Genomic DNA, 23,461 nt, shown 5'->3' with positions numbered 1-23,461 from the left:
CCATGGACCTGAGGGAAAGCGGCGAGCGGCAGATCTCCTGGGCCGCCCGCTCGATGCCGGTGCTCACCGCCATCGGCGAGCGGTTCGCGCTGGAGCGGCCGCTCGCCGGGCTGAAGATCGCGGCCTGCCTGCACGTCACGGCCGAGACGGCCGTGCTGATGGGGGCGCTGCAGGCGGGCGGGGCGGAGATCGCCCTGGCCGCCTCCAACCCGCTGTCCACCCAGGACGACGTGGCCGAGGCGCTGCGCGGCTACGGGATCGGGGTGCACGCCCGCGCGGGCGTCGACCGGGCGGCCTACTACCGGCACATCCACCAGGCTCTCGACGTGGGGCCCGATCTCGTGCTCGACGACGGCTGCGACCTGGTCAACATCCTGCACACCGAGCGCGTCGACCTGCTGGAGCGGGTGGGCGGCGGCTGTGAGGAGACCACGACCGGCATCATCAGGCTGCGCCAGATGGCGGCGGAGGGGGCGCTGCGCTTCCCGGTCGTGGCCGTCAACGACACGCGCACCAAGCGCATGTTCGACAACAGGTACGGCACCGGCCAGTCCACCCTGGACGGCATCATGCGGGCCACGAACACCCTGCTCGCGGGCCGTACGGTGGTCGTGGCCGGCTTCGGCTACTGCGGGCGGGGCGTGGCCGAGCGGGCCAAGGGGTTCGGGGCGCGGGTGATCGTGACCGAGATCGACGCGGTCAAGGCGCTCGACGCGACCCTCCAGGGCTACGAGGTGCGGCCGATGGCGCAGGCCGCGCTGCTCGGCGACCTGTTCGTCACGGTGACCGGCAACCGCGACGTGATCAGGGCCGAGCACCTGTCGGTCATGAAGGACGGGGCGATCCTGGCCAACGCGGGGCACTTCGACGTGGAGATCGACGTCCGGGCGCTGGACGAGCTGGCCGGCGAGGTGCAGCGCGGCGTCCGCCCCAACACCGACCAGTACGTCATGCCCGACGGCCGCCGCCTGCTGCTGCTGGCCGAGGGGCGGCTGGTCAACCTCACGGCGGCCGAGGGGCATCCGGCCGCCGTGATGGACATGTCGTTCTCCGCGCAGGCCCTCGCCGTGGAGTGGCTGGCCGCCGAGCGCGCCGGCCTCGCGCCCGGCGTGTACGACGTCCCGGAGGAGATCGACCACGAGGTGGCCAGGCTCAAGCTGGCCGCGGCCGGGATCGGCATCGACCGGCTGACCGGCGAGCAGGAGGACTATCTGCACTCCTGGCGCGTGGGCTCCTGAAGCTCAAGCAGGTGGCAGCTCGCGCTCGATCTGCTGCATGCGGCGGATCTCGGCGGTCTGCTCGACGCTGACCTCGCTCGCCAGCTCCTCGATGCGCATGTGCGAGCCGCTGCTCAGCACCTGCTCGCACATCTTGATCGCCCCCAGGTGGTGGTTGATCATGAGCTGCAGGAACATCCGGTCGAACGCGGCGCCCTTGGCCGCCTTCAGCGCGTCGAGCTGCTCCGGGGTGGCCATGCCCGGCATGCCGTCGTGCGCGGCGTGGTGATCGGGCTCCTTCTGCCCCTGCTCGCGCAGCCAGCCCGTCATGTACTGGATCTCCGGCCCCTGGGTGGCCTTGATCCGGTCGGCCATGCCCTTCACCTTGGCCGACTCCGCCCGGCTCGGCGCGAGCAGCGCCATGTCGAGCGCCTGACGGTGATGGATGATCATGTCCTGGACGTAGATGACGTCGGCGGCGTTCGCGGTCGGCGAGGGCACGGCGGTGGCGGCCTCGCCGGGGCCGAGCGTCCTCGCCTGCTCGCCGGGACGCCCGGGGGCGATCACGGGCGCGGTCGAGTCCGCCCGTGGGGCCGGTGGCGGGGAGGACGAGCAGCCGGAGAGCGCGATGCCGGTGAGGGTGACGAGCGTGCCTGCGATGACGTTGAGCGCGGAGCGCACCCAGCCTCCCTGACTGAGGGTGTAGAGAATGCGCACTCTAAGCCAATGACAGGTGGATTGAAAGAGGGCGAATCGGAACAAAATTTGACAGTTTGGACGCTGGCTAGCGGGGCTTCGGCGAGTCAAGATGGCGTAGATTTATGCTCCCTTTATAGGAGGATTGACCGGTGTTAAGCCCCCGCAGGGCCCTCATCCTGTTCGCGGCGGTCGTGGCGCTGGCCGGCACCACCCTGCCCGCCCAGGCCGCGGACATCCCGGCTCCCGGCGAGATCGTCATGAGCCCCAACATCACGCACGTCACCAACGTGCCGAAGCCCGAGGCCCTCGCCGACATCCACACCGACATGGCCTTCCAGGGCGACTACGCCTACGTGGGCAACTACTACGGGTTCTCCATCTACGACATCAAGAATCCGAAGAAGACGCGGCTGGTCAGCTCGCTGGTCTGCCCCGGCGGCCAGATGGACGTGTCGGTCTACGGCAACCTGCTGTTCGGCTCCGTCGACTCCTCCCGCAACAACGACTCGTGCGCCAGCACCTCGCAGCCCGCCAGCGTCAAGGAGTCGTGGGAGGGGATGCGCATCTTCGACATCTCCGACAAGGCCAACCCGCGCTACATCAAGTCCGTCGAGACCAATTGCGGCTCCCACACCCACACGCTGGTGCCCGACCGCAGGGGCGAGAACGTCTACGTCTACGTCTCCTCCTACAGCCCGAGCGCGGCGTTCCCCGACTGCCAGCCCCCGCACGACCTGATCTCGATCATCAAGGTCCCGCTGCGGAACCCGACGGCCGCGTCCGTGATCGCCACGCCCAACCTGTTCCCCGACGGCGGCTTCGGCGGCGTGCCGGGCAGCTACCCCAACGGAAAGTCGGCCACGACCGGCTGCCACGACATCACGGCCTACCCGGAGAAGGGCATCGCCGCGGGCGCCTGCATGGGTGACGGCATCCTGCTCGACATCCGCGACCCCGAACAGCCCAAGGTCACCGCCCAGGTCCGCGACGAGACGAACTTCGCCTTCTGGCACTCGGCCACGTTCAACAACTCCGGCACCAAGGTGATCTTCACCGACGAGCTCGGCGGCGGCACCCGGGCCACCTGCAACGAGGCCATCGGCCCGAACCGGGGCGCCAACGCCTACTACGACATCGTCGGCGGGCAACTCGTCTTCAAGGGCTACTTCAAGATCCCGCGCCACCAGGCCGACACCGAGAACTGCGTCGCGCACAACGGCTCGCTGATCCCGGTCAAGGGCCGCGACATCATGGTGCAGGCGTGGTACCAGGGCGGCATCTCGGTGGTCGACTTCACCGACTCCGCCAACGCCAAGGAGATCGCCTTCTTCGAGCGCGGCCCGGACGCCACCGCCCCGGCGCTGAGCGGCGGCTTCTGGTCGGCGTACTACTACAACGGCTACATCTACGGCTCCGACTTCAACCTCGGCCTGGACGTGCTGAAGATCAACGACCCGCGGACGAACCAGGCGAACAGCGTCAAGTCGCGCCTGCTCAACGCGCAGACGCAGGAGAGCTACCCGGACCACGGTCACGGCCACGGGCCCGGCCACGGTCACTGACGTCAAGGAGGCTCCCGAGTTGTCCATCCCGCGCCGCCGCTCCCTAGCGGCGGTCGCGGCGGCCTTCGCTCTGTCGCTGACCGCGACCCCCGCGACCGCCACCGCGACCACTGCCGACATTCCCCCCGCCGACGCCGTCGTCACCAGCGGGAACGTCACCCACGTGCTCAACATCCCGAAGCCCGCCCCGCTCGCCGGCACCATCAACACCGACCTCGCCTTCCAGGACGGCTACGCCTACGTCGGCAACTACGGCGGCTTCTCCATCTACGACATCCGCGACCCGAAGCGGGCCAAGGTGGTCAGCTCCGTCGTCTGCCCGGGCTCGCAGATGGACGTCAGCGTGTACGGCAACCTGCTGTTCAGCGCCGTCGACTCCTCCCGCAGCGACGACTCCTGCAACAGCACGGCCCTGAGCGCCGACCACAAGGAGGCGTGGGAGGGCGTCCGCATCTTCGACATCTCCGATAAGGCCAACCCGCGCTACATCAAGTCGGTCGAGACGAACTGCGGCTCCCACACGCTGACCCTGGTGCCGGGCAAGGGCCGTGACCAGAACAAGAACGTCTACGTGTACGTCTCGTCGTACAGCCCGAGCAGCACCTTCCCGGACTGCCAGCCGCCGCACGACAAGATCTCGATCATCAAGGTGCCGCTGAAGAAGCCCGCCGAGGCGGCCGTCGCGGCCACCCCGGTCGTCTTCCCCGACGGCGGCAACGAGACCCAGCCCGGCCTGCTCGTGCCCACGAGCGGCTGCCACGACATCACCGCCTACCCGGAGAAGGACATCGCGGCGGGCGCCTGCATGGGCGACGGCGTGCTGTTCGACATCCGCGACCGGCTCAACCCGCGGGTGACCGCCCGCACCACCGACCCGAACTTCGCGTTCTGGCACTCGGCGACGTTCAGCAACGACGCCAGGAAGGTCGTCTTCACCGACGAGCTCGGCGGCGGCGGCCTGGCCACCTGCAACGAGGCCACCGGCCCCAACCGGGGCGCGGACGCTATCTACGAGATCGTCCACGGCCAGCTCGTCTTCAAGAGCTACTTCAAGATCCCGCGCTACCAGGCCGACAGCGAGAACTGCGTCGCGCACAACGGCTCGCTGATCCCGGTCAAGGGCCGCGACATCATGGTGCAGGCGTGGTACATGGGCGGCCTGTCCGTCTGGGACTTCACCGACGCGGCCAACCCGAGGGAGATCGGCTACTTCGAACGCGGTCCCCGCGCGGACGGCAGCGGCGGCGGGATCTGGTCCGCCTACTACTACAACGGCTACATCTACGGGGCCGACTTCCACGCCGGCCTGGACATCGTCAAGATCGACGATCGGCTGACCGACAGCGCCCGGCACGTTCGGACGGGTCGGCTGAACGTGCAGACCCAGGAGTCGTACCGGCCCGACAAGGGCCACTGACCCGCTGAGCGGCGGCGGTCGTCCCGAGGCAGGGGCGGCCGCCGTCCGTCATTGCGGGGGCGCGAACCCGCCCGGAGTGACACCCGCCCCGGGACTCGGCGGCGCCGGAGGGGGAGCGTAGGAAGGCTGGGGCGGAGGAGCGTAGGAGCTCGCGGGCGGGGGCGCGTACGAGCTCGCGGGCTGGGGCGGCGGCGGGTACGAGGGGCGCGGGGGCTGTGGACCGGCCGCGACGCCGGCGCGCAGCGCCAGCCGGGCCTCCTCGCGGCGCCGGCGCTCGGCCAGCACGGCGCTCAGGTACGCGTACGGAGGCACCCCGGCCGGCGCGGCGGGCGAGACGAACGCCGCGGTCTGGGCCGCGATCCGCATCCCCATCTCGTGCCGGACCTGCGGCGACAGGTCGTGCCAGCGCAGCAGGTATTGCCGGGCCGCCTGCGCCACCTCGTCAGGCAGCCGCGACAGCTCCAGCGTGGCCGCCCAGGCGGCGAGCGGCGGCGGCATCTGGACGGCCTGCCCGCTCTGCCGCGGCGCCCGGTCGGAGATGACGATCGTGCCGGCGAAGATGTCGCCGAGCCGCTTGCCCCGCTGCGAGACCAGCGAGGAGATCAGCGCGGGCGCCCCGGAGAGCATCCAGAACTCCACCAGGCCCGCGAGCCCGCGGAACAGCGCCTGCCTGAACCGCTCGGGGCTGCCGTCGTCGCTCACCACCCGCAGCCCGAGCGCCAGCTTGCCGAGGCTGCGCCCCCTGCTCACCGACTCGAAGATCACCGGGTAGCCGACCATCACCAGGACCATCAGCGCGACCATGACGGCCGCGAACGCCGCCGGGTCCGACACCGTGGCGAACGCCCCCAGCAGCACGTAGGCCCCCACCAGCACGGTCACCTGCACCGCCAGGTCGATGACGATCGCCAGGGCGCGCGAGGGCATCTGCGCCACGCGTACCTCGACGACGACGGCGTCGCCTGTCACAACCTCCGACATATCTGGAGCCTAACGGCTCGGCACAGGTGAGTGAGCGGCCAGAATGTTCGGGTGGACATCGACGCGTTCATCGCCGCACACCGCCCTGCCTGGGACCGGCTCGACCATCTGGTGAAGCACCGCTCGTCGCTGACCGGCGCCGAGGTGGACGAGCTGGTCGACCTCTACCAGCGGGTGGCGACGCACCTGTCGATCGTCCGCTCCTCGGCGCACGACCCCATGCTCGTCGGCCGCCTGTCGGCGCTGGTGGCGCGGGCGCGGTCGGCGGTGACGGGGGCGCACGCGCCCGCCTGGCGGGAGTTCGTCCGGTTCTTCACGGTGTCGTTCCCCGTGGTGGCCTACCGGGCGCGGTGGTGGTGGCTGGCCGCCACGCTGGCGAGCACGGCGGTGGCGTGGGTGATCGGCGCGTGGGTGGCGGGCAACCCCGACGTGCAGGCCGCGATCGGCACGCCCGACGAGATCACCCAGCTCGTCGAGCACGACTTCGCCGACTACTACTCGGAGCACCCGGCGGCGTCGTTCGCAGGGCGGGTGTGGACCAACAACGCCTGGTTGTCCGCCCAGGTGGTCATCTACTCGGTGCTGCTGGGGCTGCCGATCCCGTACGTGCTGTTCCAGAACGCGGCCAACGTCGGCGTCTCCGGCGGCCTCATGGCCTCCCGCGACAAGCTGGACATCTTCTTCGGGCTGATCACGCCGCACGGGCTGCTGGAGCTGACCGCCGTCTTCCTGGCGGCGGCCGTCGGCATGCGGCTCGGCTGGACGGTCATCGACCCCGGGCCGCGCCGGCGCACGGAGGCGCTGGCCGAGCAGGGGCGGGCCGTGATGAGCGTGGCGCTGGGGCTGGTCGTGGTGCTGTTCGTGTCGGGGCTGATCGAGGCGTTCGTCACCCCGTCGCCGCTGCCGACCTGGGCCCGCGTGGGGATCGGCGTGCTCGCCGAGGTGGCCTTCCTGGCGTACGTCATCGGCTTCGGCCGCCGGGCCGCGCTGGCCGCCGAGACCGGCGACCTCGAACGCGCCCCAGACGTCGCCCCAGCCGCCTGACGCGTCCCAGAAGCCGCGGACCCGGAAGCCGCTACAGCCGGCCGGCCGCCTTCAGCGCCAGGTAGGCGTCCGCCAGTGCCGGTGCGATGTCCTCCGGCGGGGCGTCCACGACCTCGACCCCGGCCCGCCGCAGCCGGGCGGTGATGCGCCGGCGTTCGAGCTGGGCGTGCTCGGCCGCCGCCGCGTCGTAGACCTCCTCGGCCGAGCCCCGCCGCGCCGCCATCGCGGCCACCCGGGGGTCGGACACCCCGGCCACCAGCAGCAGGTGCCGCGAGGCGAGCTGTGGCAGCACCGGCATGAGCCCTTCGTCCATGGCCGCCCCGTTGAGGTCGGTCAGCAGCACCACCAGGCAGCGCCGCCTGGCCCGCGACAGCACGGCCGCCACCATGCCCTGCGCGTCGGCCTCGACCAGCTCGGCCTCGATCGGCGCCATGACGTTGACCAGCGACGACAGCAGCTCGGTGCGGGAGGCGCCGCCCACCCAGGCGCGTACGGCCCGGTCGTAGGCGAGGAAGTCGACCTGGTCGCCGGCGCGGGCGGCGAGCGCGGCCAGCAGCAGCGCCGCGTCCATCGACCAGTCGAGCCGCGGCCAGCCGGGCACCGGCCGCGGGTCGGGCCGGGCCAGCAGGCCGCCGCCGCCCGGCGTCGCGCCCGCCAAGGGGATCGGCGCGTCGCCCACCCGGCCCGCCGACGTGCGCCCGGTGTCGAGCACGATCAGCACCCGCCGGTCGCGTTCCGGCCGCCAGGTGCGCACCACCACGTCGTGCCGGCGCGCCGTGGCCCGCCAGTCGATGGAGCGCACGTCGTCGCCGACGACGTATTCGCGCAGGGAGTCGAACTCGGTGCCCTGGCCGCGTACGAGCGCGGGGTGTTGCCCGTCGAGCTCGCGCAGCCGGGCCAGCCGCGAGGGCAGGTGCTTGCGCGACAGGAACGGCGGCAGCACCCGCACCGTCCACGGCGCGCGGTGGCCGCCCTGCCGCGCGGCCAGCCCGAGCGGCCCGAGCGAGCGCACCGTGACCGCCACCGACGAGCGGTCGCCGCGCCGGGTGGGGTCGAGCGTGACCACGATCTTGCGCCGTTCGCCCTTCGGCACGTCGAGCCGCGCGACCCGCGGCGTGGCCCCGGCGGACGGCGGCCAGGCGTCGCGCAGCACGCCCCGCACCCGCCTGGACCCGGGGTTCTCCACGACGAGCTCGACCGTGGCCCGCTGCCCGAGCCGGACCAGGGTGTCGCCGGACCGGTGCAGGCGCAGCGGACGCACCGCCCCCGCGAACGTCAGGTCGATCACGATCGCCGCCGCCAGCAGCAGGCAGACGCCGGCCAGCGCCGCCCCGGGCTGCGGCGCGAGCATCACCAGCACGATCCCGAGCGCGGCGACCAGCCCGGCCCGCCCCGTCAGCGCCATCAGCGCGGGACCGGGACCGAGGCCAGGATGCCGTCGAGCAGGCCGTCGGCGGTCGCGCCCTCCAGCTCCGCCTCGGGCCGCAGGCCCACGCGGTGCCGCAGCGCCGGCCTGGCCAGCGCCTTGACGTCGTCGGGGGTGACGTAGTGCCGCCCGGACAGCCATGCCCACGCGCGGGAGGCCGCGAGCAGCGCCGTCGCCCCTCGCGGCGAGACGCCGAGCTGCAACGACGGCGAGTTCCTGGTCGCGCGGGCCACGTCCACGATGTAGCCGAGCACCTCGGGCGCCACGTGCACCTGGGCCGCGGCCTCCCGCCCGGCGGCGAGATCGGCGGCGCTGGCGACCGGCTTGACCTCCGACAGGTCGCGCGGGTCGAAGCCGCGGGCGTGCCGCTCCAGCACCGCGATCTCCTGCTCGCGCGGCGGCAGCGGCACGGTCAGCTTCAGCAGGAAGCGGTCGAGCTGCGCCTCGGGGAGCTGGTAGGTGCCCTCGTACTCGACCGGGTTCTGGGTCGCGCAGACCACGAACGGGTCGGGCAGCGGCCGGGCCGACCCCTCCACGCTGACCTGCCGCTCCTCCATCGCCTCCAGCAGCGCGGCCTGCGTCTTCGGCGGGGTGCGGTTGATCTCGTCGGCCAGCAGCAGGTTCGTGAAGACGGGACCCTCGCGGAACTCGAACTCCGCGGTCTTCGCGTCGTAGATCAGCGAGCCGGTCACGTCGCCCGGCATCAGGTCGGGCGTGAACTGCACCCGCTTGAAGTCCAGCGACAGCGCCGCGCTCAGCGTGCGCACCATCAGCGTCTTCGCCACGCCGGGCACGCCCTCCAGCAGCACGTGCCCCTTGCACAGCAGCGCGATGACCAGCCCCGTCACCACCGCGTCCTGGCCCACGACGGCCTTGGCCACCTCGGCGCGGAGCGCGGCGAGCGCCTCCCTCGCCGTGTCGGCGGACGTCGTCACGCGGTAACTCTCCTCAGAGTTCACTGACCTGCCTTTCCATGAGGTGCAAGTATGTGGCCAGGGCGACGAGGGCCGCGTCGTCCGCGGGCGGCGGGCCGTACAGTGCCGCGCCGACCCGGTGCGCGTCCTGGCCGGTACGGGCGGCGAGCGCGGCGACGACCTCCCGGCCGCCGGCTCCGGTGGCCAGGCCGAGCCGGGGGGTCAGCCGGTCGATCGTGCCCGCGCGCAGCGCCTCGGCGGCCCGCTGCCTGGCCCGCCTGGCACGGTAGAGGCGGCCACGGCCCTCGATGGTCTCGGCCGCGCGTACGACGACGGGCAGGCGCTCGGTCACCACCGGCCCGAGCCGCCGGCCGCGCCAGAGCGCGGTGACCGCCACCGCGATGAGCGCCATGTAGACGGTCCAGCGCACGTTGTCCGGCATGAGGTCGCTCAGCGACTGGCCGCGTTCGCCCGGCAGCTCGGCGACCGGCGGGTTGTCCGGCCGTACCAGCCAGGTCACCGGCCTGCCGGTGCCGATGAGGTTGAGCGCGAGTGCCGCGTTGCCGTCCTCGGGGAGGCGGAGGTTCGTCATGAACGAGCCGTCGCCGACGACCGTCGTCGTGCCGCCCGCGCGGGAGTAGGACACCAGCGTGTGGCCCTCGGTGGTGGACGGGTAGCAGAGGGCGGCGCCGGGAGGGCCCTCGAAGGCCGTGCCGCCCATGTACGCGCTCCCCGCCGCCCGCGCGGCCGGCAGGGCGCACTCCGGCTCCCGCGAGCGGGTCCGGGCCGCCTCCGGGACGGTGCGCACCTCGGGCGCCAGCGCGGCCAGGCCGGGCAGGTCGCCGACGATCAGCCGGTCGCCGGGGATCGCGGCCAGGGCGTACTCGTCGGCGTAGGCCGTGTCGGTGACCAGCAGCAGCCGGGGGCCGCCCGTCGTGGCGAGCCGGGCGGCCGCCTCGGCGGAGTCGACCCGGTCGATCTGGACGCCGCGCGCCCGCAGCAGCTCGGCCAGCGCCCTGGACCCGGCGAGCGAGGTGTCGGCCGGGTCGAGCGCGCGCGAGGGCCCGCGCTGCGGGGCGAGCAGGACGCCGAGCACCGCGATCAGCACGACGAGGGCGCCCAGGAGCACGATCAGGCGGCCCGAGCGCCAGGTGGAGCGGAGGGTCGGCGAGGTGGGTGCGGAACCGCCCGGCGGGTCGCCGGGGACGACCCCGTCCCGGGTGACGACCGGCTCCCCGAGCGCCGCCCCACCGGGGGCGAGCGACCCGTCCGCAGGCGCGCTCACAACGCCCTCCCGTTGCTCGCCGGCGGGTTCATGACGCCTCCGCCTGCGACCGCGAGCGGGACCGGGCGGGCCTGGCGCAGGCGGTCGTCGAGGCCGGCCATGGTGGCGTAGGCGTCGGAGGTGCCGGGCACGCCGCCGTAGGTCACGTCGTCGAAGGAGCGGGCCGCCGCCGCCAGCTCGGCGGCGAGGTCCGGCAGCGCCGCGGCGGCCTCGGCGGCCAGCTCGTCGGCGGTGCGGCCGGGCATGCCGTCGACCAGCGCGCGTTCCTCCAGGTCGCGGGCGATGGCACGGAGCCGCTCCTGGATCGCCTCGCTCCAGCGGCCCTCGCCGGCCAGCCGCTCGGCGGCCCGGCGGTGCTCGTCGGCGGTGCGGACGCGCTCGCCGTACAGGCCGCCCGTGACCAGGCCCCGCCGCCTCGACATGCGGCGGAGCTGCCACGAGACCAGCGCGGCCGCGGCGACGACGAGCGCCAGGATGACGACGCTCGCGACGATCCCGCCGACCGGGCCGTTGCCGAAGGCGGCGTCGGCGAGGTCGCCGAGGAACTGGTTGAAATGCCGCAGGAGCATGTCGGGCAGGGACTCGCGCTCGTACGGTGACTTGAGGAGCTCCTCCGCGGCCCGCCGCGCGGCCTCCTCCCTCCCGATGGGGCTCACGACCCGGCGGAGTTGGACGGGTGCCAGAGCTCGTCGGCCGAGCCGTGCACCCAGCCCTGGCGCTGCTGCTCGATGGCCGCCGTCTGCAGCACGAGGTCGAACGCCTCGCTGCGCATGCGCCGGTCGGCGTACAGGAGACCGGAGACGCCCGACTCGAAGGGGTAGGTGAACATGGCGCTGAGCGTGCCGCCGATCGCGATCAGCACGGCCGACACGACGGCGTTGACCATCGAGCCCGTGCCGAGCATGCCGAACAACGTGCCCGCGATCGTGAACGGGACGGAAAGGACGCCCGCCACCAGGCCGACCAGCAGCGACGTGAGCAGCAGGATGCCGAACACGCGCCAGAAGTCGCCGGTGACCAGCTGCCAGGAGCGGCGCATGGCGTCGATCGGCCCCCGGCCCTCCAGCACCACCGCCGGCGAGGCGAACGCGAAGCGGGTGCGGAAGAACAGGTAGTAGGCGATGTAGAGGACGAAGAACACGACGATCAGCCCGAGCAGCCCCCCGGCGCCGGTGCCGTTGGCCACCAGCGCGACGCCGATCACCACGAACGCGATCAGCGGCACCGCCATGATGACCACCATGAGACCCACGACGCCGAACAGCGCCGGCACCCGGCCCTTGACCAGGTGCCACGCCTCGCCCGCCGTGAGGTTGCCGCCGAAGACGGCCCGGCCGAGTATGCGGGTGATCACCCCGGTCAGCAGCGTGACCACGACGAACTGGATGGCGTAGGAGATCAGGGTGCCGCCGTACTGGGCGGCGAGGCCGGCCATGCTGCTGTCGAGCTGCTCGGGGTTCTCCATGGCGGAGGGGTCGGTGAGCACGCTGCCCATGCTGTCGAGCACGAACGCCTGCCCGATGGCCATCGGCACGGAGGCGAGCAGCGCGGCGACGGCCGAGAGGCCGAGCACCGCCTTCGGGTTGGAGCGGATGAGCTTGATGGTGCCGTCGAGCATGTCGCCGAGGCCCAGCGGGCGCAGCGGGATGATGCCGGGGCGCAGCACGGGGGGCGGCGGCATATAGCCGTAGCCCTGCTGCGGGCCGGGCGGGTGCGGGGGCTGCGGGGCGTAGGGCTGCTGCTGTGGAGCCTGCCCGTACGGCTGCCCGTAGGGCACCTGCTCGGGGGAGCCGGGCGCGGTCCACGGCGAGGCCGGCGGGGCGCTGTAGGGCGGCGGCTGTTCGGCCGACCAACCTGGGGGCGTCTCGGGCGAGGGACCGTGACCGTCTGACATATCCCAATCCTGGCATGCTGGGAGGGAGCTTGGCGTCCCGGAGGCGATTCGCTGCCCGATGACCCATTGTTCACGGGGGAATCTGGCATGGATCTGCACCAGGGATGGCCTAAAGACGCTCCGTTACCGCAGACTTGGGACTGCGGTCGCGGGGGCGGAGCTGAAAATCGCCTTTTGCACGGCTCAAGTCACACTCATGGGCCTACCAAGGGTAACCTTCAGCGATCGTGCGGGTATGTCCCAGAATGCGTAGAACGAATGAGGGGCCATGAAAGGTCGCGTGCTGGTCGTCGACGACGACGCCGCTCTCGCCGAGATGCTGGGGATCGTGCTGCGGGGCGAGGGGTTCGAACCATCCTTCGTCTCTGACGGCGACAAGGCGCTCGACGCGTTCCGGGACACGCGCCCGGACCTTGTCCTGCTCGACCTGATGCTGCCGGGGGCCGACGGCATCGACGTGGCGCGCAGGATCAGGGCCGAGTCCGGGGTCCCGATCGTCATGCTGACGGCGAAGAGCGACACCATCGACGTCGTGCTCGGCCTGGAGTCGGGCGCCGACGACTACATCGTCAAGCCGTTCAAGCCGAAGGAGCTGGTCGCGCGGGTGCGCGCGCGGCTCCGCCGTACGGACGAGCCGACGCCGGAGATCCTCCAGATCGGCGACATCACCATCGACGTGGCCGGCCACTCGGTCAAGCGGGGCGAGGAGACCATCAACCTCACGCCGCTCGAGTTCGACCTGCTCGTCGCGCTGGCCCGCAAGCCGCGCCAGGTCTTCACCCGCGAGGTCCTGCTCGAACAGGTGTGGGGCTACCGGCACGCGGCCGACACGCGGCTGGTCAACGTGCACGTCCAGCGGCTCAGGGCCAAGATCGAGAAGGACCCCGAGCACCCCGAGATCGTGGTCACGGTCCGCGGCGTGGGCTACAAAGCCGGACCCGCCTGACCCGCCCGCCCCCATCCGCCATGCCCCCGACGAAGACCAAGCGTTCCCGTCGGCGGACGCCACGCCAGATACTCGGCGGCGTCCGCCGGCGGGTGCGGCGTGCGGCGGGCAGGGCGCGCAGCGTCTGGCGGCGCTCGCTGCAGCTCCAGGTGGTCACCAGCACGCTGGTGATCTCCGTCGTCGTGGTGGTGGTGCTCGGCACGTTCCTGTCCGAGCAGATCAACCGAGCCGTCATCCAGAGCAGCCAGCAGTCCTCGGTCAGCGAGGCCAACGCCGACCGGCTGCAGATCGCCGACGCGCTCGCGCCTCCCGACGACGACCAGGCCAAGGCCCCCGAGGCGGGCAAGGTCGTGGTCAACCCGCTCGACGAGGTGATGGGCGCCGTCACCGGCTCCGTCGACGGCGGCTCCAAGAAGCGCTACGACGTGCTCATACTCAACGTCGCTGCCCCCGGGCAGTCGCGCGCCTCCGGCCGCCTCGTGCCCGGCAACGTGCCGCCCGCCCTGCGCGCCGGGCTGCAGCGCAACATCACGAAGCTGGTCTACGACAAGCCCATCGTCTCCATCGAGCGCGTCGCGCTGACCGGGCAGAGCCAGCCGCGCCTGATGTACATCGTCGGCGGCATCGTCCACGAGCCCTTCAGCGGCCAGAACTACGAGGTCTACCACTTCTTCCCGCTCGACGAGGAAGAGGCGCTGCTGTCCAACGTCCGGCTCGCCATCGTCGTGGTGGGGCTCGGGCTCGTGCTGCTGCTGGCGGCCATCGCGTACCTGGTGGCCAGGCAGGTCGTCACCCCCGTCCGGCTGGCCCGTCAGGCCGCCGAGCGGCTGGCCGCGGGCAAGCTGGACGAGCGGCTGAAGGTACGCGGCGAGGACGACCTCGCCCGCCTGGCCAACTCCTTCAACGAGATGGCCGCCAACCTGGCGCTCAAGATCCACCAGCTTGAGGAGCTGTCGCAGGTCCAGCGGCAGTTCGTCTCCGACGTCTCGCACGAGCTGCGCACCCCGCTGACCACCGTCCGCATGGCCGCCGACCTGCTGTACGACGCCCGCGAGGACTTCGACCCCATGGCCGCCCGCTCGGCCGAGCTCATGCAGGCCCAGCTCGAACGGTTCGAGTCGATGCTGGGCGACCTGCTGGAGATCAGCCGCTACGACGCCGGCGCGGCCACCCTCGACCTGGAGCCGGTCGACGTCACCAAGGTCGTGCTGCGCGCGATCGAGGACTCCGAGGCGCTGGCCGAACGCCACGGCACCCGCTTCGAGCTGCGGCTGCCGCCCGAGCCCTGCATGGCCGAGATCGACAACCGCCGGGTCGAGCGGATCCTGCGCAACCTGCTGTTCAACGCCATCGAGCACGGCGAGGGCAGGGAGATCGTCGTCACCGTCGGCGCGGACCGCGACGCCGTGGCGGTCGCCGTACGCGACCACGGCATCGGCCTCAAGCCGGGCGAGGACACCATGGTCTTCGACCGGTTCTGGCGGGCCGACCCGTCGCGGGCGCGCACCATCGGCGGCACCGGGCTCGGCCTGGCGATCTCCCGCGAGGACGCCACCCTGCACGGCGGCTGGCTCCAGGCGTGGGGACAGCCGGGCGAGGGCTCGCAGTTCAGGCTGACGCTGCCGCGCACGGCGGGGGCCGACCTCAAGGGCTCGCCGCTGCCGCTCGTGCCGCCCGAGATCGAGATGCGGCGCACCTGGCGCGGGTCCATGACGCCCGTGCTGCTGCCCGCCGTGGGGGACGGGGCGCTCGATGACGAGGACTAGGCGGCTCTGCGCCGTCGCGGCGGTGGCCGCGGCCGTGGCGCTCACGGGCTCGGGGTGCTCGGTGATCCCGGTCAGCGGCCCGTACGTGGTGGACGACACGGGCAGCGGCGACCCGCTCAGCAAGCCGTTCCAGCGGATGATCGCCACCCCGCCGCAGCCCGGCTGGGGCCCCCAGGACGTGCTCAAGGGCCTCCAGGCGGCCATGGCGGCCTACGACGACGACCCGACGGTCCTGCCCCAATACCTGACGCCCGAGGCGCTGCGCGGCTGGAGCCCCGAGGGCGCGGTGACCGTGCTCGACGACGCCTGGAACTGGACCTTCGACCTGGGCGACCAGGACGGCACCGAGTCGGTGCAGAAGATCTCCGTCAAGGCCCCCCAGATCGCCAGGATCGAGGAGGACGACACCTACGTGCCGCTGGCGGGGAACTGGGCGCGGCCGTTCGAGCTGGTCAAGGTCGAGGGCGTCGGCTACCGCGTGCGCGGCCTGCCGCAGGGACTCATCCTCACCAAGTCCGACGTCGCGCGGGCCTACCGGCCGACCAAGCTCTACTACCTCGGCAGCGGCACCCAGGACCGGCTGGTGGTGGACAGCGTGCGGCTGCGGCTCAAGCCGACCAAGACGTACGCGCAGGTCGTGCTCGAACGGCTGCTCAAGGCGCCGAGCGCCGCGCTCCAGGGCGCGGTGAGCACCAGCTTCCCCTCCGGCACCAAGGTCGAGTCGGTGCGCTCGGGCGAGGACGAACGGGTCGTCATCAACCTGTCGGGCCCGATCGACCCCCTCGACCTGAGCGGCGAGCACGGCCTCATGGCCCAGATCCGCTACAGCCTCACCAACAACGACGTCGCCAAGGGCCGCGCCATCGAGGTGCAGGTGGACGGGGAGCAGTATTCCGTCTCCCAGCCCAACGTCGACCAGGGCTGGCTGGACAACGGCGTCAACACCGACTACTACGTCGACAAGGGCGCCGTCCACTACATGACCAACGAGGGGCCGGGCGGCGCCATCGCCGGGCCGGCCGGGCAGCCGCGCGAGGGCTACTCCAACTTCGCCCTGTCCAAGCAGGGCGACCTCGTCGCCGCCCAGACCTCCACCGGCATCTCCATCACCCCCGCCACCCAGGAGGGGCAGTGGCAGGAGGTCATCCCGGGCTCCCCGGAGGACCTCACCGCGCCGTCCTGGCACCGCGACGGGTCGCTGTGGACGTTCGACCGCAAGAACGGCGTCGTGCTGCGCTACGAACCCGGCGCCAACCGGCCCGCCGAGCGGGTCGCCGCGCCGGGGCTGAAGGGCTGGGACGTCACCCGCATGCGCATCGCCAGGGACGGCGTACGCGTGGTGCTGACCACCCGCGAGAACATCGTGCACGTCGGCGCGCTGACGCAGACGGGCGGGCTGATGCTCAGCAACGTCCGGGTGCCGACGGCCAGGGAGCCGGGCGGCGTCATCGAGGACCTCGCCTGGCGCGACGACGAGCACGTGCTCGTGCTGGTCAAGAGCAACGCCGGTCAGACGCTGAACGAGATCGACATCGGCGACGGCGACATCACCGAGATCCCGCTGAAGAACCGGCTGCGCCGGGTCGCGGCGCTCAACGAGCACGTGCTCGCGCAGGCGGAGACGGGCAAGGGGAAGGGCTCGGAGATCCTGGAGCTCGCGCAGGACCAGAGCTGGAAGACCAGGATCGAGTCGAACGCCGAAGCGCCCCTGTTCCCCCTGGGCTGAGCCGGTCAGTTCACCAGGACGATCTTCCCGCGGGCGTGGCGGCTCTCGCTCAGCTCGTGCGCGGCCGCCGCCTCGGCGAGCGGGAACGCCGCCGCGACCGGCACCCGCAGCCGCCCACGCGCGGCGAGCTCGACCGCGACGCCGAGGCCGTGCACCGCGAGCGGGTCGGCGCCCGTCCCGGGGTCCGCGCCCGGCGCGCCGTGCGACAGGTGCACGCCGTGGGCCGCCGCCGTGAGGTCGGGGGCGATGGTCACCACGCGCGCCGGGTCCCCGGCGACGGCGACCAGATCGGGCAGCGCCCCTCCGGCGCAGTCGAACACCGCGTCCACCCCGCCCGGGGCCAGCGCGCGGACCCGTTCGACGAGACCGGTCCCGTACGTCGTCGGCTCCGCGCCGAGCGAGCGCAGGAAGTCGTGGTTGCGCTCACTGGCCGTGCCGATCACGGTGGCGCCGCGGGCGACCGCGAGCTGCACGGCGACCGTCCCCACCCCGCCGGCCGCGCCCTGGACCAGCACCGTGTGCCCGGCGCCGGCCCCGAGCCGGTCGAGCACCCGCGTGGCCGTCTCGACGCTGCCCGCGGCCCCACCGGCCTCCTCCCAGCTCCACGCGGCCGGTTTCGGCGCCCAGGCCACCAGGACCGCGTGGTCGGCGTTGGCGCCGCGCGTCGTCGCCGCGGTCATGCCGAACACCTCGTCGCCGGCCTCGACGCCCGTGACGCCCTCGCCGACCTCGTCCACCACGCCCGCGGCGTCGAACCCGGTGCGGAACGGGAACGTCACCGGCACCACGTCGCGCAGCTCGCCCGAGCGGATGCGCGTCTCTCCCGCCGACAACCCGGACGCCCGTACGGCGACGCGGACCGTACCCGGCCCGGCGTGCGGCTCCTCGACCTCGGCGACGTGCACCACGCCCGGACCGCCGTACTCGGAAAACTGGACTGCTCTCATGCGCCGTACCGTAGGTGGGCAGCCCGTCCGTCCGACCGAAGTGAGAGCGGTGACGGCCGAAATGAGTCAGAAGTCGCGCTCGGACGCCCGCGACAACCGCGCGCGCATCCTCGCGGTCGCCCGCGCGGCCTTCGCCGCCGAGGGACCCGGCGTGCCGATCCGCGAGATCGCCCGGCGCGCCCAGGTCGGGGCGGCCACCGTCTACCGGCACTTCCCGACCAAGGAGGCGCTGCTCGCCGAGGTCGTCGCCGAGCCGACGGCCCTGTGCTCGGCGGTCGTCGAGGCGGGGCTGGCGGAGTCGGATCCGTGGCGCGGGTTCTGCCTGGTGACCGAGAGGCTGATGGAGGCGCGCGCCCGTGGCCGGGGGCTGTCCGGCGCTCTCGTCGCGCGGCTGCCGTATCTCGGGGCGGAGCGCGAGCGTTCGGTCCGGCTGCTGCTCCGGCTCGTCCGGCGGGCGAAGGAGACGGGCGGCCTGCGGGCGGACTTCGTGCTGGAGGACCTCGTCCTGGCGGTGACGGCGAGCGAGGCCATCCGCGCCGGGTCGCCCGAGCTGCGGGCCGCGGCCGCGCGCCGGTTCGCGGCCCTGATGATCCAGTCGTTCCGCGCCGACCCCGTCCCCGCGCCGCTTCCGCCGGCGGTCCGGCTGCTCAGCTGAGCCGCCCGCCCGGGCCGGGCCCGGCCGCGCGGGCGTCGGCGGGCACGTCGGCGGGCTGCTCGGGTGAGCCGATCGCCCGGGGCGGGAACTGTCGGTGGCGGCGGGCATGCTGGCGGGCGTGCTGGACGCCGTGCTCGACCTGATCCTGCCCCCGGCCTGCGCCGGTTGCGGCGCCAAGGGGCCCCGGTGCTGCGCCGCGTGCGTGGCCGACCTGACCGCCCGGCCGGCCAGGCGGTGGCCGGACCCGTGCCCGCCCGGCCTCCCCGACTGCTGGTCGGCGAGCCCGTACGACGACCGCACGCGCCGCACCATCCTCGCCTACAAGGAGCGGGGCGCGGTGACGCTGGCGGCGGTCCTGGCCGAGGCGCTGGCGTTCACCGCCGTCACGGCGCTCTCCCGCACCCCCGGCGCCCGCCGCGCGCTCGCGGCCGGCTTCGCCGTCGTGCCGGTCCCCAGCACCCGGGCCACGGCCGGCGCGAGAGGCCACGACCCGGTCGCCCGCCTGGCCCTGCTCGCCTCCCGCGCCCTGTGCGCGCTCGGTCTGCCCGCCCGCCCCTGGAACGGCCTGACCCAGGTCCGCTCCGTGACCGATCAGGCGGGCCTGAGCAGCGCTGAGCGGGCGGTCAACCTCGCCGGGTCACTACGGGTCACCCGCCCCGCGACAGGCCCTCCAGCGCCCTGTGCGCTGCTCGTGGACGACATCGTGACGACCGGCGCCACCCTCGCCGAGGCCGCGCGGGCCCTCCGATCTGCCGGAACACCGGTCCCGCTGGCGATCACGGTCGCCGCGACACACCGAAGATCTAAAAAAGCATTACGGTGACGGTGCGTGAAAGACGCGACCGACCAGGCCCTCCCCAGGAGGTCACATGTCGCTTCCCCACGGGATGCCGCCACAGTGCTCGACGAGCGATCCACGGCCGGCCATAGCGGACGCCGCCCGATTAAACGGGGCATCAAAACACCCCTGTCCGGCCCGCCGATATCACGCAACGTGATCGTCCGGACAACCCTCCGGCTGACATTCGCCCAGGATGCGGATAGCGTTCGGACATGGCACCCGTTCGGGTCCGTGGTTGCGCAGAGCCGGGGCTCCCGGCTCTGCTAGCCGATGCCAGCCGCAGGCAAAACGGTCCACGTAAGGCGACTCTTTGTCGACCGATCACGGTGCGGCTTAGGGGTAAGTCCTGCCTTCCCGAGAGGTCAGATGCCTCTCGCCAGAAGAGAAGGGCAGTAGTGGCAACAGAGCTGCGAGACCCTCAGCAGGCGGATGTGGGGTCGAAGACCAGGTCGGCCGGACGGGTGCCAACAGAGTTCCCGGTGATCACGAGTCGGAAGAGGGTAACGGTGACAGAAAGGCAGACAGCAGGCCTCGCCCGATCGGCAGCTCGTCGGGCGCTCTTGCTCAGTCGTTAGACGGAAGGGGGGCTTTTGCATGGACATCATCGTCAAGGGCCGACACACGGGTGTGAGTGATCGGTTCCGCGACCAAGTGACGACCAAGCTGGCCAGGATCGAACGTCTGGACAACAAACTCATCCGAGTCGATGTGCAGGTGTCGAAGGAACGCAATCCGCGCCTCGCGGGACAGCGGGAGCGCGTCGAGCTCACCATCCACTCCCGAGGGCCGGCCATCCGCGCCGAGGCCTCGGCCGACGACCGGTTCGCCGCCCTCGACCTGGCGCTGGACAAGCTGGAAGGCCGGCTGAGGCGGGCCGCCGACCGGCGCAAGGTGCACCACGGCAACCACTGCCCGCCCTCCGTCGCGGAGATCACCGCGACGCTTCCCGACGTCGCCGGACTGCCTCCCCAGGAGCCCGTGGCGCCGAAGTCCACGGCCGAGGAGAGCGAGCCGCTCCAGCGGGCCGGCGACGACTACACCGGCGTCACCTACGACGACAAGACCGACGAGGACATCGTCCCGATCGAGATGGACGGCGAGGGGCCGCTCATCGTCAGGGAGAAGTTCCACCGGGCCGAGCCGATGACCATCGACCAGGCGCTGCTGGAGATGGAGCTGGTCGGCCACGACTTCTACCTCTTCCGGGACAAGGAGAGCGGTCAGCCGAGCGTCGTCTACAACAGACGCGGGTACAACTACGGCGTGTTGCGGCTCGTAGAGCCCTGATCGCTTACTGAAAAAGATCTTCTCGACCACCCGAGGACCGCGGCACACGTGCCATCATGGCGGTTACGGCTCTGGCCCCCCGACGAGGAGGAGACGTGAGCGAGCTCAGTCAGGTTCAGCCGAGCGAGCGAAGCGAGGGAAGCGCGGTCGCGAGGCGGATCAAGGAGGCCTCGTGAGCGAGTCCGACGAGGCCCGCGCATCAGCGAGCGAGCCCATTCGCGTGCTGATCGTCGACGACCATGAGCTGATCAGGCGCAGCCTGGCTCTGGCGCTGGCGGCTGAGCCCGACATCGAGGTGGTCGGTGAGGCGAGCGACGGGCAGGAGGCGGTTGAGTTGGCCGACCGCCTCATGCCCGACGTCGCGCTCATGGACGTGCGCATGCCGCGGCAGGACGGGATCGAGGCCACGAAGGGCATCAAGGCGTCGGTCCCCAGCACCCGCATCATCATGCTCACGGTGAGCGACGAGGAGGAGGACCTCTTCGAGGCCATCAAGGCGGGAGCCACCGGCTACCTCCTTAAGGACGTGCAGATCAACGACGTCCCCGCCGCCGTGCGCGGCGTGCACGAGGGCCAGTCGTTAATCAACCCGGCGATGGCGGCCAAGCTCATCAGCGAGTTCGCCAACATGAGCCGCAAGGAGGCCGAGCGGCCGCCCCAGCTGCCCGTCCCCCGGCTGACCGACCGCGAGATGGAGGTCCTGCGGCTGGTCGCCAAGGGCATGAACAACCGCGAGATCGCCAAGCAGTTGTTCATCTCCGAGAACACCGTGAAGAACCACGTGCGCAACATCCTCGACAAGCTGCAGCTGCACTCCCGCATGGAGGCAGTGGTCTACGCGGTGCGGGAGCGCATGCTGGAGATCACCTAGCGAAGCCCCCGCCCCCTCCCCGCCTGACTATCCCGGCGCGTTCACCATGGTGACGAGCTCCGGCGGATCGGCGCGTTCGACGCGTACGCTGTCGCAGCCGACCCACTCGGCGGCCGACCACAGGGCGTCCGCGAACGCGCCGGCCCACTTGGCGGGGGACAGGCCGGGCTCCAGGTGCACCTGCCTGGCCACCAGGGTCGTGCCCTCGCGGGCCGGATCGACCCGGCCGATCAGCCGGCCCCCGGCCAGCACCGGCATTGTGAAGTAGCCGTGCACCCGCTTGTGCTTGGGGACGTACAGCTCCAGGGTGTAGGTGAAGCCGAAGATGCGCTCGGTACGGCCGCGGTGCCAGATGAGGGAGTCGAACGGCGAGACCAGCGTGGTGCGGTGCCGGCCGCGCGGCTCGCTCGCCAGCGCGGCCGGGTCGGCCCACGCGTTGGCCTGGCCCTTCTTGCCCGGCCAACCCGCGACCGTCACCGGCGTCAGCCCGGCGGCCCCGCTGAGCAGCGCCTCGTCGAGGATCGCCGCGAAGCGGCCCTTCAGGCGGAGGAAGTCGATCAGGTCGGTGCGGTTGGCCACGCCCAGTGAGCGCCCGGCGATGCCGGCCAGTCGCGTGATGCACTCCTCGTCCGTCAGGTCCTGGGCGAGCAGGTCGGCGGGGATCGCGCGCTCGGCCAGGTCGTAGACGCGGCGCCAGCCGACGCGGCGGGTGCAGACCAGCTCGCCGATGTCCAGCAGCCACTCCAGGCCGATCTTGGAGTCGGACCAGTCCCACCACGGGCCGCCGTTCTTGGCGCCGCCGACGTCGGAGGTCATCAACGGGCCCGAGTCGCGCACCTGGTCGAGCAGCTTGTCGACGCCGTCGGGGACCTCGTGCCAGCGGAACTTGCGGTCGCGGAAGGCGCGGCGGCGGAACGAGTAGAGAGGCCAGTGCTCGACGGGCAGGATGCAGGCCGCGTGGCACCAGTACTCGAAGCTCCGCGCCGGGTCGTGCCAGTAGGCCCGCTCCACCGCCGGCCTGCTCACCGCGCCCAGGCGGGCGTAGGCGACCAGCTCGTGGGAGCGGGCGAGGACCGAGATCGTGTCGAGCTGCACGGCGCCCAGCCTGCGCAGCATGGCGTGCACCCCGCCCTTGCGCGCGTCGGCGCCGAGCAGGCCCTGGGCGCGCAGGATGAGGCGCCGCGCCTCGTCGAGCGTGAGGTCCACGACGCCGCCGCCCACATTTCCGCCACCGGCCACCCTCGCGCCGGCATCCGCTCCCGCTCCCGAGTGGGCGTCCGGCCTCAGCTCGTTGCCAGGCGGCGTCTCGGTGTTCGGTGTCGCCAGGGTCCTGGGGGGCGGGGGCGCTGCCGTGGCGAGGGGCTGCCTGTCGTCGGCTGCGGCGGCGCTCACCAGGGCGGCGTCCGGGACGTCGGCTCCCGGGGCCGGGTCGCCGAGGGTGACGTCCTCCACGTTGAGCGGCTGCGCGTCTTCAGGGCGGTGCATGCGTGCAATCTAGCGGCGGCCACCGACAATTCCGGCGGCGGTGGGCCGGACGGACCGGTCGAGGAATGGCCGGGCGTTCCCCCGACACGCCGACGAGCGGCGGAAAGCATCACCTGGGGAAAGTTTGGAGCAGGCAGGAAGAAGGGGAAGGGGCTGGGCAAAAAGAAAGGCGGGCCACCCTGTCAGGGGCCCGCCTCGCAGATCGCGGTGCGACGGTCGTCGTCCGCCGACGTCAGCGGTGATCCTCGGCCCGCATGCCCACACGCGGCGCGTCGATCACCACGTCGGTGAAGATGTCGAAGACGAGGGCGAGAATGCCACCCACGACGAACACCCCCGCGCCGATCCACACGAGCGTCCAGCTGGCGACGGTCAGCCCGAAGCCGGCCACGATGGTTCCGGCCAGCATGACCGTCACCGCCAGCCACGATGACGCCCGTCCGCCGTGACTGCCGAGATCCTCCGTTTGCTCCGACTTCTGCCCCTCAACCATGCTTA

Annotated in this window: 21 protein-coding genes; 11 read left to right on the top strand and 10 right to left on the bottom strand. The window is 72.2% G+C overall.

From position 1 onward, the window contains the following. The first annotated feature begins 2 nt into the window (after positions 1 to 2). Positions 3 to 1,238 carry an adenosylhomocysteinase gene (locus ABD292_RS22360; RefSeq protein ID WP_344210224.1) on the top strand — a complete coding sequence of 412 codons (1,236 nt, stop codon included), beginning with the start codon at positions 3 to 5 and terminating at the stop codon, positions 1,236 to 1,238. A 3-nt stretch (positions 1,239 to 1,241) separates the two neighbouring features. On the opposite strand, the gene ABD292_RS22355 is transcribed toward ABD292_RS22360, so the two are convergent. Beyond that, positions 1,242 to 1,898: a DUF305 domain-containing protein gene (locus ABD292_RS22355; protein ID WP_344210222.1), complete on the bottom strand. Its 657-nt coding sequence runs from the start codon at positions 1,896 to 1,898 to the stop codon at positions 1,242 to 1,244. 167 nt (positions 1,899 to 2,065) lie between these two features. On the opposite strand from ABD292_RS22355, the gene ABD292_RS22350 reads away from it, so the two are divergent. Both ABD292_RS22350 and ABD292_RS22345 read left to right on the top strand, forming a co-directional pair. Continuing rightward, positions 2,066 to 3,478: an LVIVD repeat-containing protein gene (locus ABD292_RS22350; protein ID WP_344210220.1), complete on the top strand. Its 1,413-nt coding sequence runs from the start codon at positions 2,066 to 2,068 to the stop codon at positions 3,476 to 3,478. Between the two features lie 19 nt (positions 3,479 to 3,497). Then, positions 3,498 to 4,895: an LVIVD repeat-containing protein gene (locus ABD292_RS22345; RefSeq protein ID WP_344210218.1), complete on the top strand. Its 1,398-nt coding sequence runs from the start codon at positions 3,498 to 3,500 to the stop codon at positions 4,893 to 4,895. 48 nt (positions 4,896 to 4,943) lie between these two features. Here ABD292_RS22345 and ABD292_RS22340 read toward each other — a convergent pair whose 3' ends face one another. Further along, positions 4,944 to 5,876 (bottom strand): RDD family protein, encoded by a 933-nt coding sequence (locus ABD292_RS22340; protein WP_344210216.1) that lies wholly within the window; start codon positions 5,874 to 5,876, stop codon positions 4,944 to 4,946. A gap of 51 nt (positions 5,877 to 5,927) precedes the next feature. On the opposite strand from ABD292_RS22340, the gene ABD292_RS22335 reads away from it, so the two are divergent. Further along, the gene (locus ABD292_RS22335; RefSeq protein WP_344210214.1) at positions 5,928 to 6,920 is read left to right on the top strand and encodes a stage II sporulation protein M; all 993 of its coding nucleotides are present in this window, start codon (positions 5,928 to 5,930) and stop codon (positions 6,918 to 6,920) included. Between the two features lie 31 nt (positions 6,921 to 6,951). Here ABD292_RS22335 and ABD292_RS22330 read toward each other — a convergent pair whose 3' ends face one another. Genes ABD292_RS22330 through ABD292_RS22310 form a run of 5 tightly spaced genes read right to left on the bottom strand, consistent with a single transcriptional unit; the run spans position 6,952 to position 12,439 of the window. Beyond that, a complete protein-coding gene (locus tag ABD292_RS22330; RefSeq protein ID WP_344210212.1) occupies positions 6,952 to 8,325 on the bottom strand; it encodes a DUF58 domain-containing protein in 1,374 nt (457 codons plus the stop codon). Continuing rightward, the gene (locus ABD292_RS22325; protein ID WP_344210210.1) at positions 8,325 to 9,281 is read right to left on the bottom strand and encodes an AAA family ATPase; all 957 of its coding nucleotides are present in this window, start codon (positions 9,279 to 9,281) and stop codon (positions 8,325 to 8,327) included. Before ABD292_RS22325 ends, ABD292_RS22330 begins: the two co-directional genes overlap by 1 nt. 13 nt (positions 9,282 to 9,294) lie before the next feature. Further along, positions 9,295 to 10,545, bottom strand: coding sequence for a DUF4350 domain-containing protein (locus ABD292_RS22320; RefSeq protein ID WP_344210208.1), 1,251 nt, complete (start codon positions 10,543 to 10,545; stop codon positions 9,295 to 9,297). Then, the gene (locus ABD292_RS22315) at positions 10,542 to 11,201 is read right to left on the bottom strand and encodes a DUF4129 domain-containing protein (protein ID WP_344210206.1); all 660 of its coding nucleotides are present in this window, start codon (positions 11,199 to 11,201) and stop codon (positions 10,542 to 10,544) included. Before ABD292_RS22315 ends, ABD292_RS22320 begins: the two co-directional genes overlap by 4 nt. Beyond that, the gene (locus tag ABD292_RS22310; RefSeq protein WP_344210204.1) at positions 11,198 to 12,439 is read right to left on the bottom strand and encodes a DUF7847 domain-containing protein; all 1,242 of its coding nucleotides are present in this window, start codon (positions 12,437 to 12,439) and stop codon (positions 11,198 to 11,200) included. The genes ABD292_RS22315 and ABD292_RS22310 overlap by 4 nt, the downstream gene beginning before the upstream one ends. Before the next feature lie 268 nt (positions 12,440 to 12,707). Here ABD292_RS22310 and mtrA point away from each other — a divergent pair, with 268 nt between their 5' ends. Genes mtrA through ABD292_RS22295 form a run of 3 tightly spaced genes read left to right on the top strand, consistent with a single transcriptional unit; the run spans position 12,708 to position 16,877 of the window. Further along, positions 12,708 to 13,385 (top strand): MtrAB system response regulator MtrA, encoded by a 678-nt coding sequence (mtrA, locus tag ABD292_RS22305; RefSeq protein ID WP_043620615.1) that lies wholly within the window; start codon positions 12,708 to 12,710, stop codon positions 13,383 to 13,385. Between the two features lie 20 nt (positions 13,386 to 13,405). Beyond that, complete coding sequence (mtrB, locus tag ABD292_RS22300; protein ID WP_344210194.1) at positions 13,406 to 15,151, top strand: MtrAB system histidine kinase MtrB; 1,746 nt, start codon at positions 13,406 to 13,408, stop codon at positions 15,149 to 15,151. Beyond that, on the top strand, positions 15,138 to 16,877 hold the full coding sequence (locus tag ABD292_RS22295; RefSeq protein ID WP_344210192.1) for an LpqB family beta-propeller domain-containing protein: 1,740 nt from the start codon (positions 15,138 to 15,140) through the stop codon (positions 16,875 to 16,877). The genes mtrB and ABD292_RS22295 overlap by 14 nt, the downstream gene beginning before the upstream one ends. A 5-nt stretch (positions 16,878 to 16,882) precedes the next feature. Here the strand turns inward: ABD292_RS22295 and ABD292_RS22290 are convergent, their stop codons facing one another. Continuing rightward, positions 16,883 to 17,824 carry an NADP-dependent oxidoreductase gene (locus tag ABD292_RS22290; RefSeq protein ID WP_344210190.1) on the bottom strand — a complete coding sequence of 314 codons (942 nt, stop codon included), beginning with the start codon at positions 17,822 to 17,824 and terminating at the stop codon, positions 16,883 to 16,885. 61 nt (positions 17,825 to 17,885) lie between these two features. On the opposite strand from ABD292_RS22290, the gene ABD292_RS22285 reads away from it, so the two are divergent. The 4 genes from ABD292_RS22285 to ABD292_RS22270 all read left to right on the top strand — a co-directional run bounded on the left by ABD292_RS22285 (position 17,886) and on the right by ABD292_RS22270 (position 21,478). Beyond that, positions 17,886 to 18,479 (top strand): TetR/AcrR family transcriptional regulator, encoded by a 594-nt coding sequence (locus ABD292_RS22285; protein ID WP_344210187.1) that lies wholly within the window; start codon positions 17,886 to 17,888, stop codon positions 18,477 to 18,479. A gap of 94 nt (positions 18,480 to 18,573) precedes the next feature. Continuing rightward, entirely contained in the window at positions 18,574 to 19,302 is a 729-nt protein-coding gene (locus ABD292_RS22280) for a ComF family protein (protein ID WP_344210184.1), read from the top strand. Between the two features lie 612 nt (positions 19,303 to 19,914). Continuing rightward, positions 19,915 to 20,607, top strand: coding sequence for a ribosome hibernation-promoting factor, HPF/YfiA family (hpf, locus tag ABD292_RS22275; protein ID WP_344210181.1), 693 nt, complete (start codon positions 19,915 to 19,917; stop codon positions 20,605 to 20,607). Positions 20,608 to 20,779: 172 nt separating this feature from the next. Then, positions 20,780 to 21,478, top strand: coding sequence for a response regulator (locus tag ABD292_RS22270; protein ID WP_020541374.1), 699 nt, complete (start codon positions 20,780 to 20,782; stop codon positions 21,476 to 21,478). Positions 21,479 to 21,505: 27 nt separating this feature from the next. On the opposite strand, the gene ABD292_RS22265 is transcribed toward ABD292_RS22270, so the two are convergent. Continuing rightward, the gene (locus tag ABD292_RS22265) at positions 21,506 to 22,963 is read right to left on the bottom strand and encodes a winged helix-turn-helix domain-containing protein (RefSeq protein WP_344210177.1); all 1,458 of its coding nucleotides are present in this window, start codon (positions 22,961 to 22,963) and stop codon (positions 21,506 to 21,508) included. Positions 22,964 to 23,195: 232 nt separating this feature from the next. Further along, positions 23,196 to 23,456: an HGxxPAAW family protein gene (locus tag ABD292_RS22260; protein WP_344210175.1), complete on the bottom strand. Its 261-nt coding sequence runs from the start codon at positions 23,454 to 23,456 to the stop codon at positions 23,196 to 23,198. Positions 23,457 to 23,461: the final 5 nt, after the last annotated feature.

The organism is Nonomuraea bangladeshensis (genome assembly GCF_039529455.1).
Classification (GTDB): domain Bacteria; phylum Actinomycetota; class Actinomycetes; order Streptosporangiales; family Streptosporangiaceae; genus Nonomuraea; species Nonomuraea bangladeshensis.
Note: the sequence above shows the minus strand (reverse complement) of the source record. Positions and strands in the feature narration are given on the sequence as shown.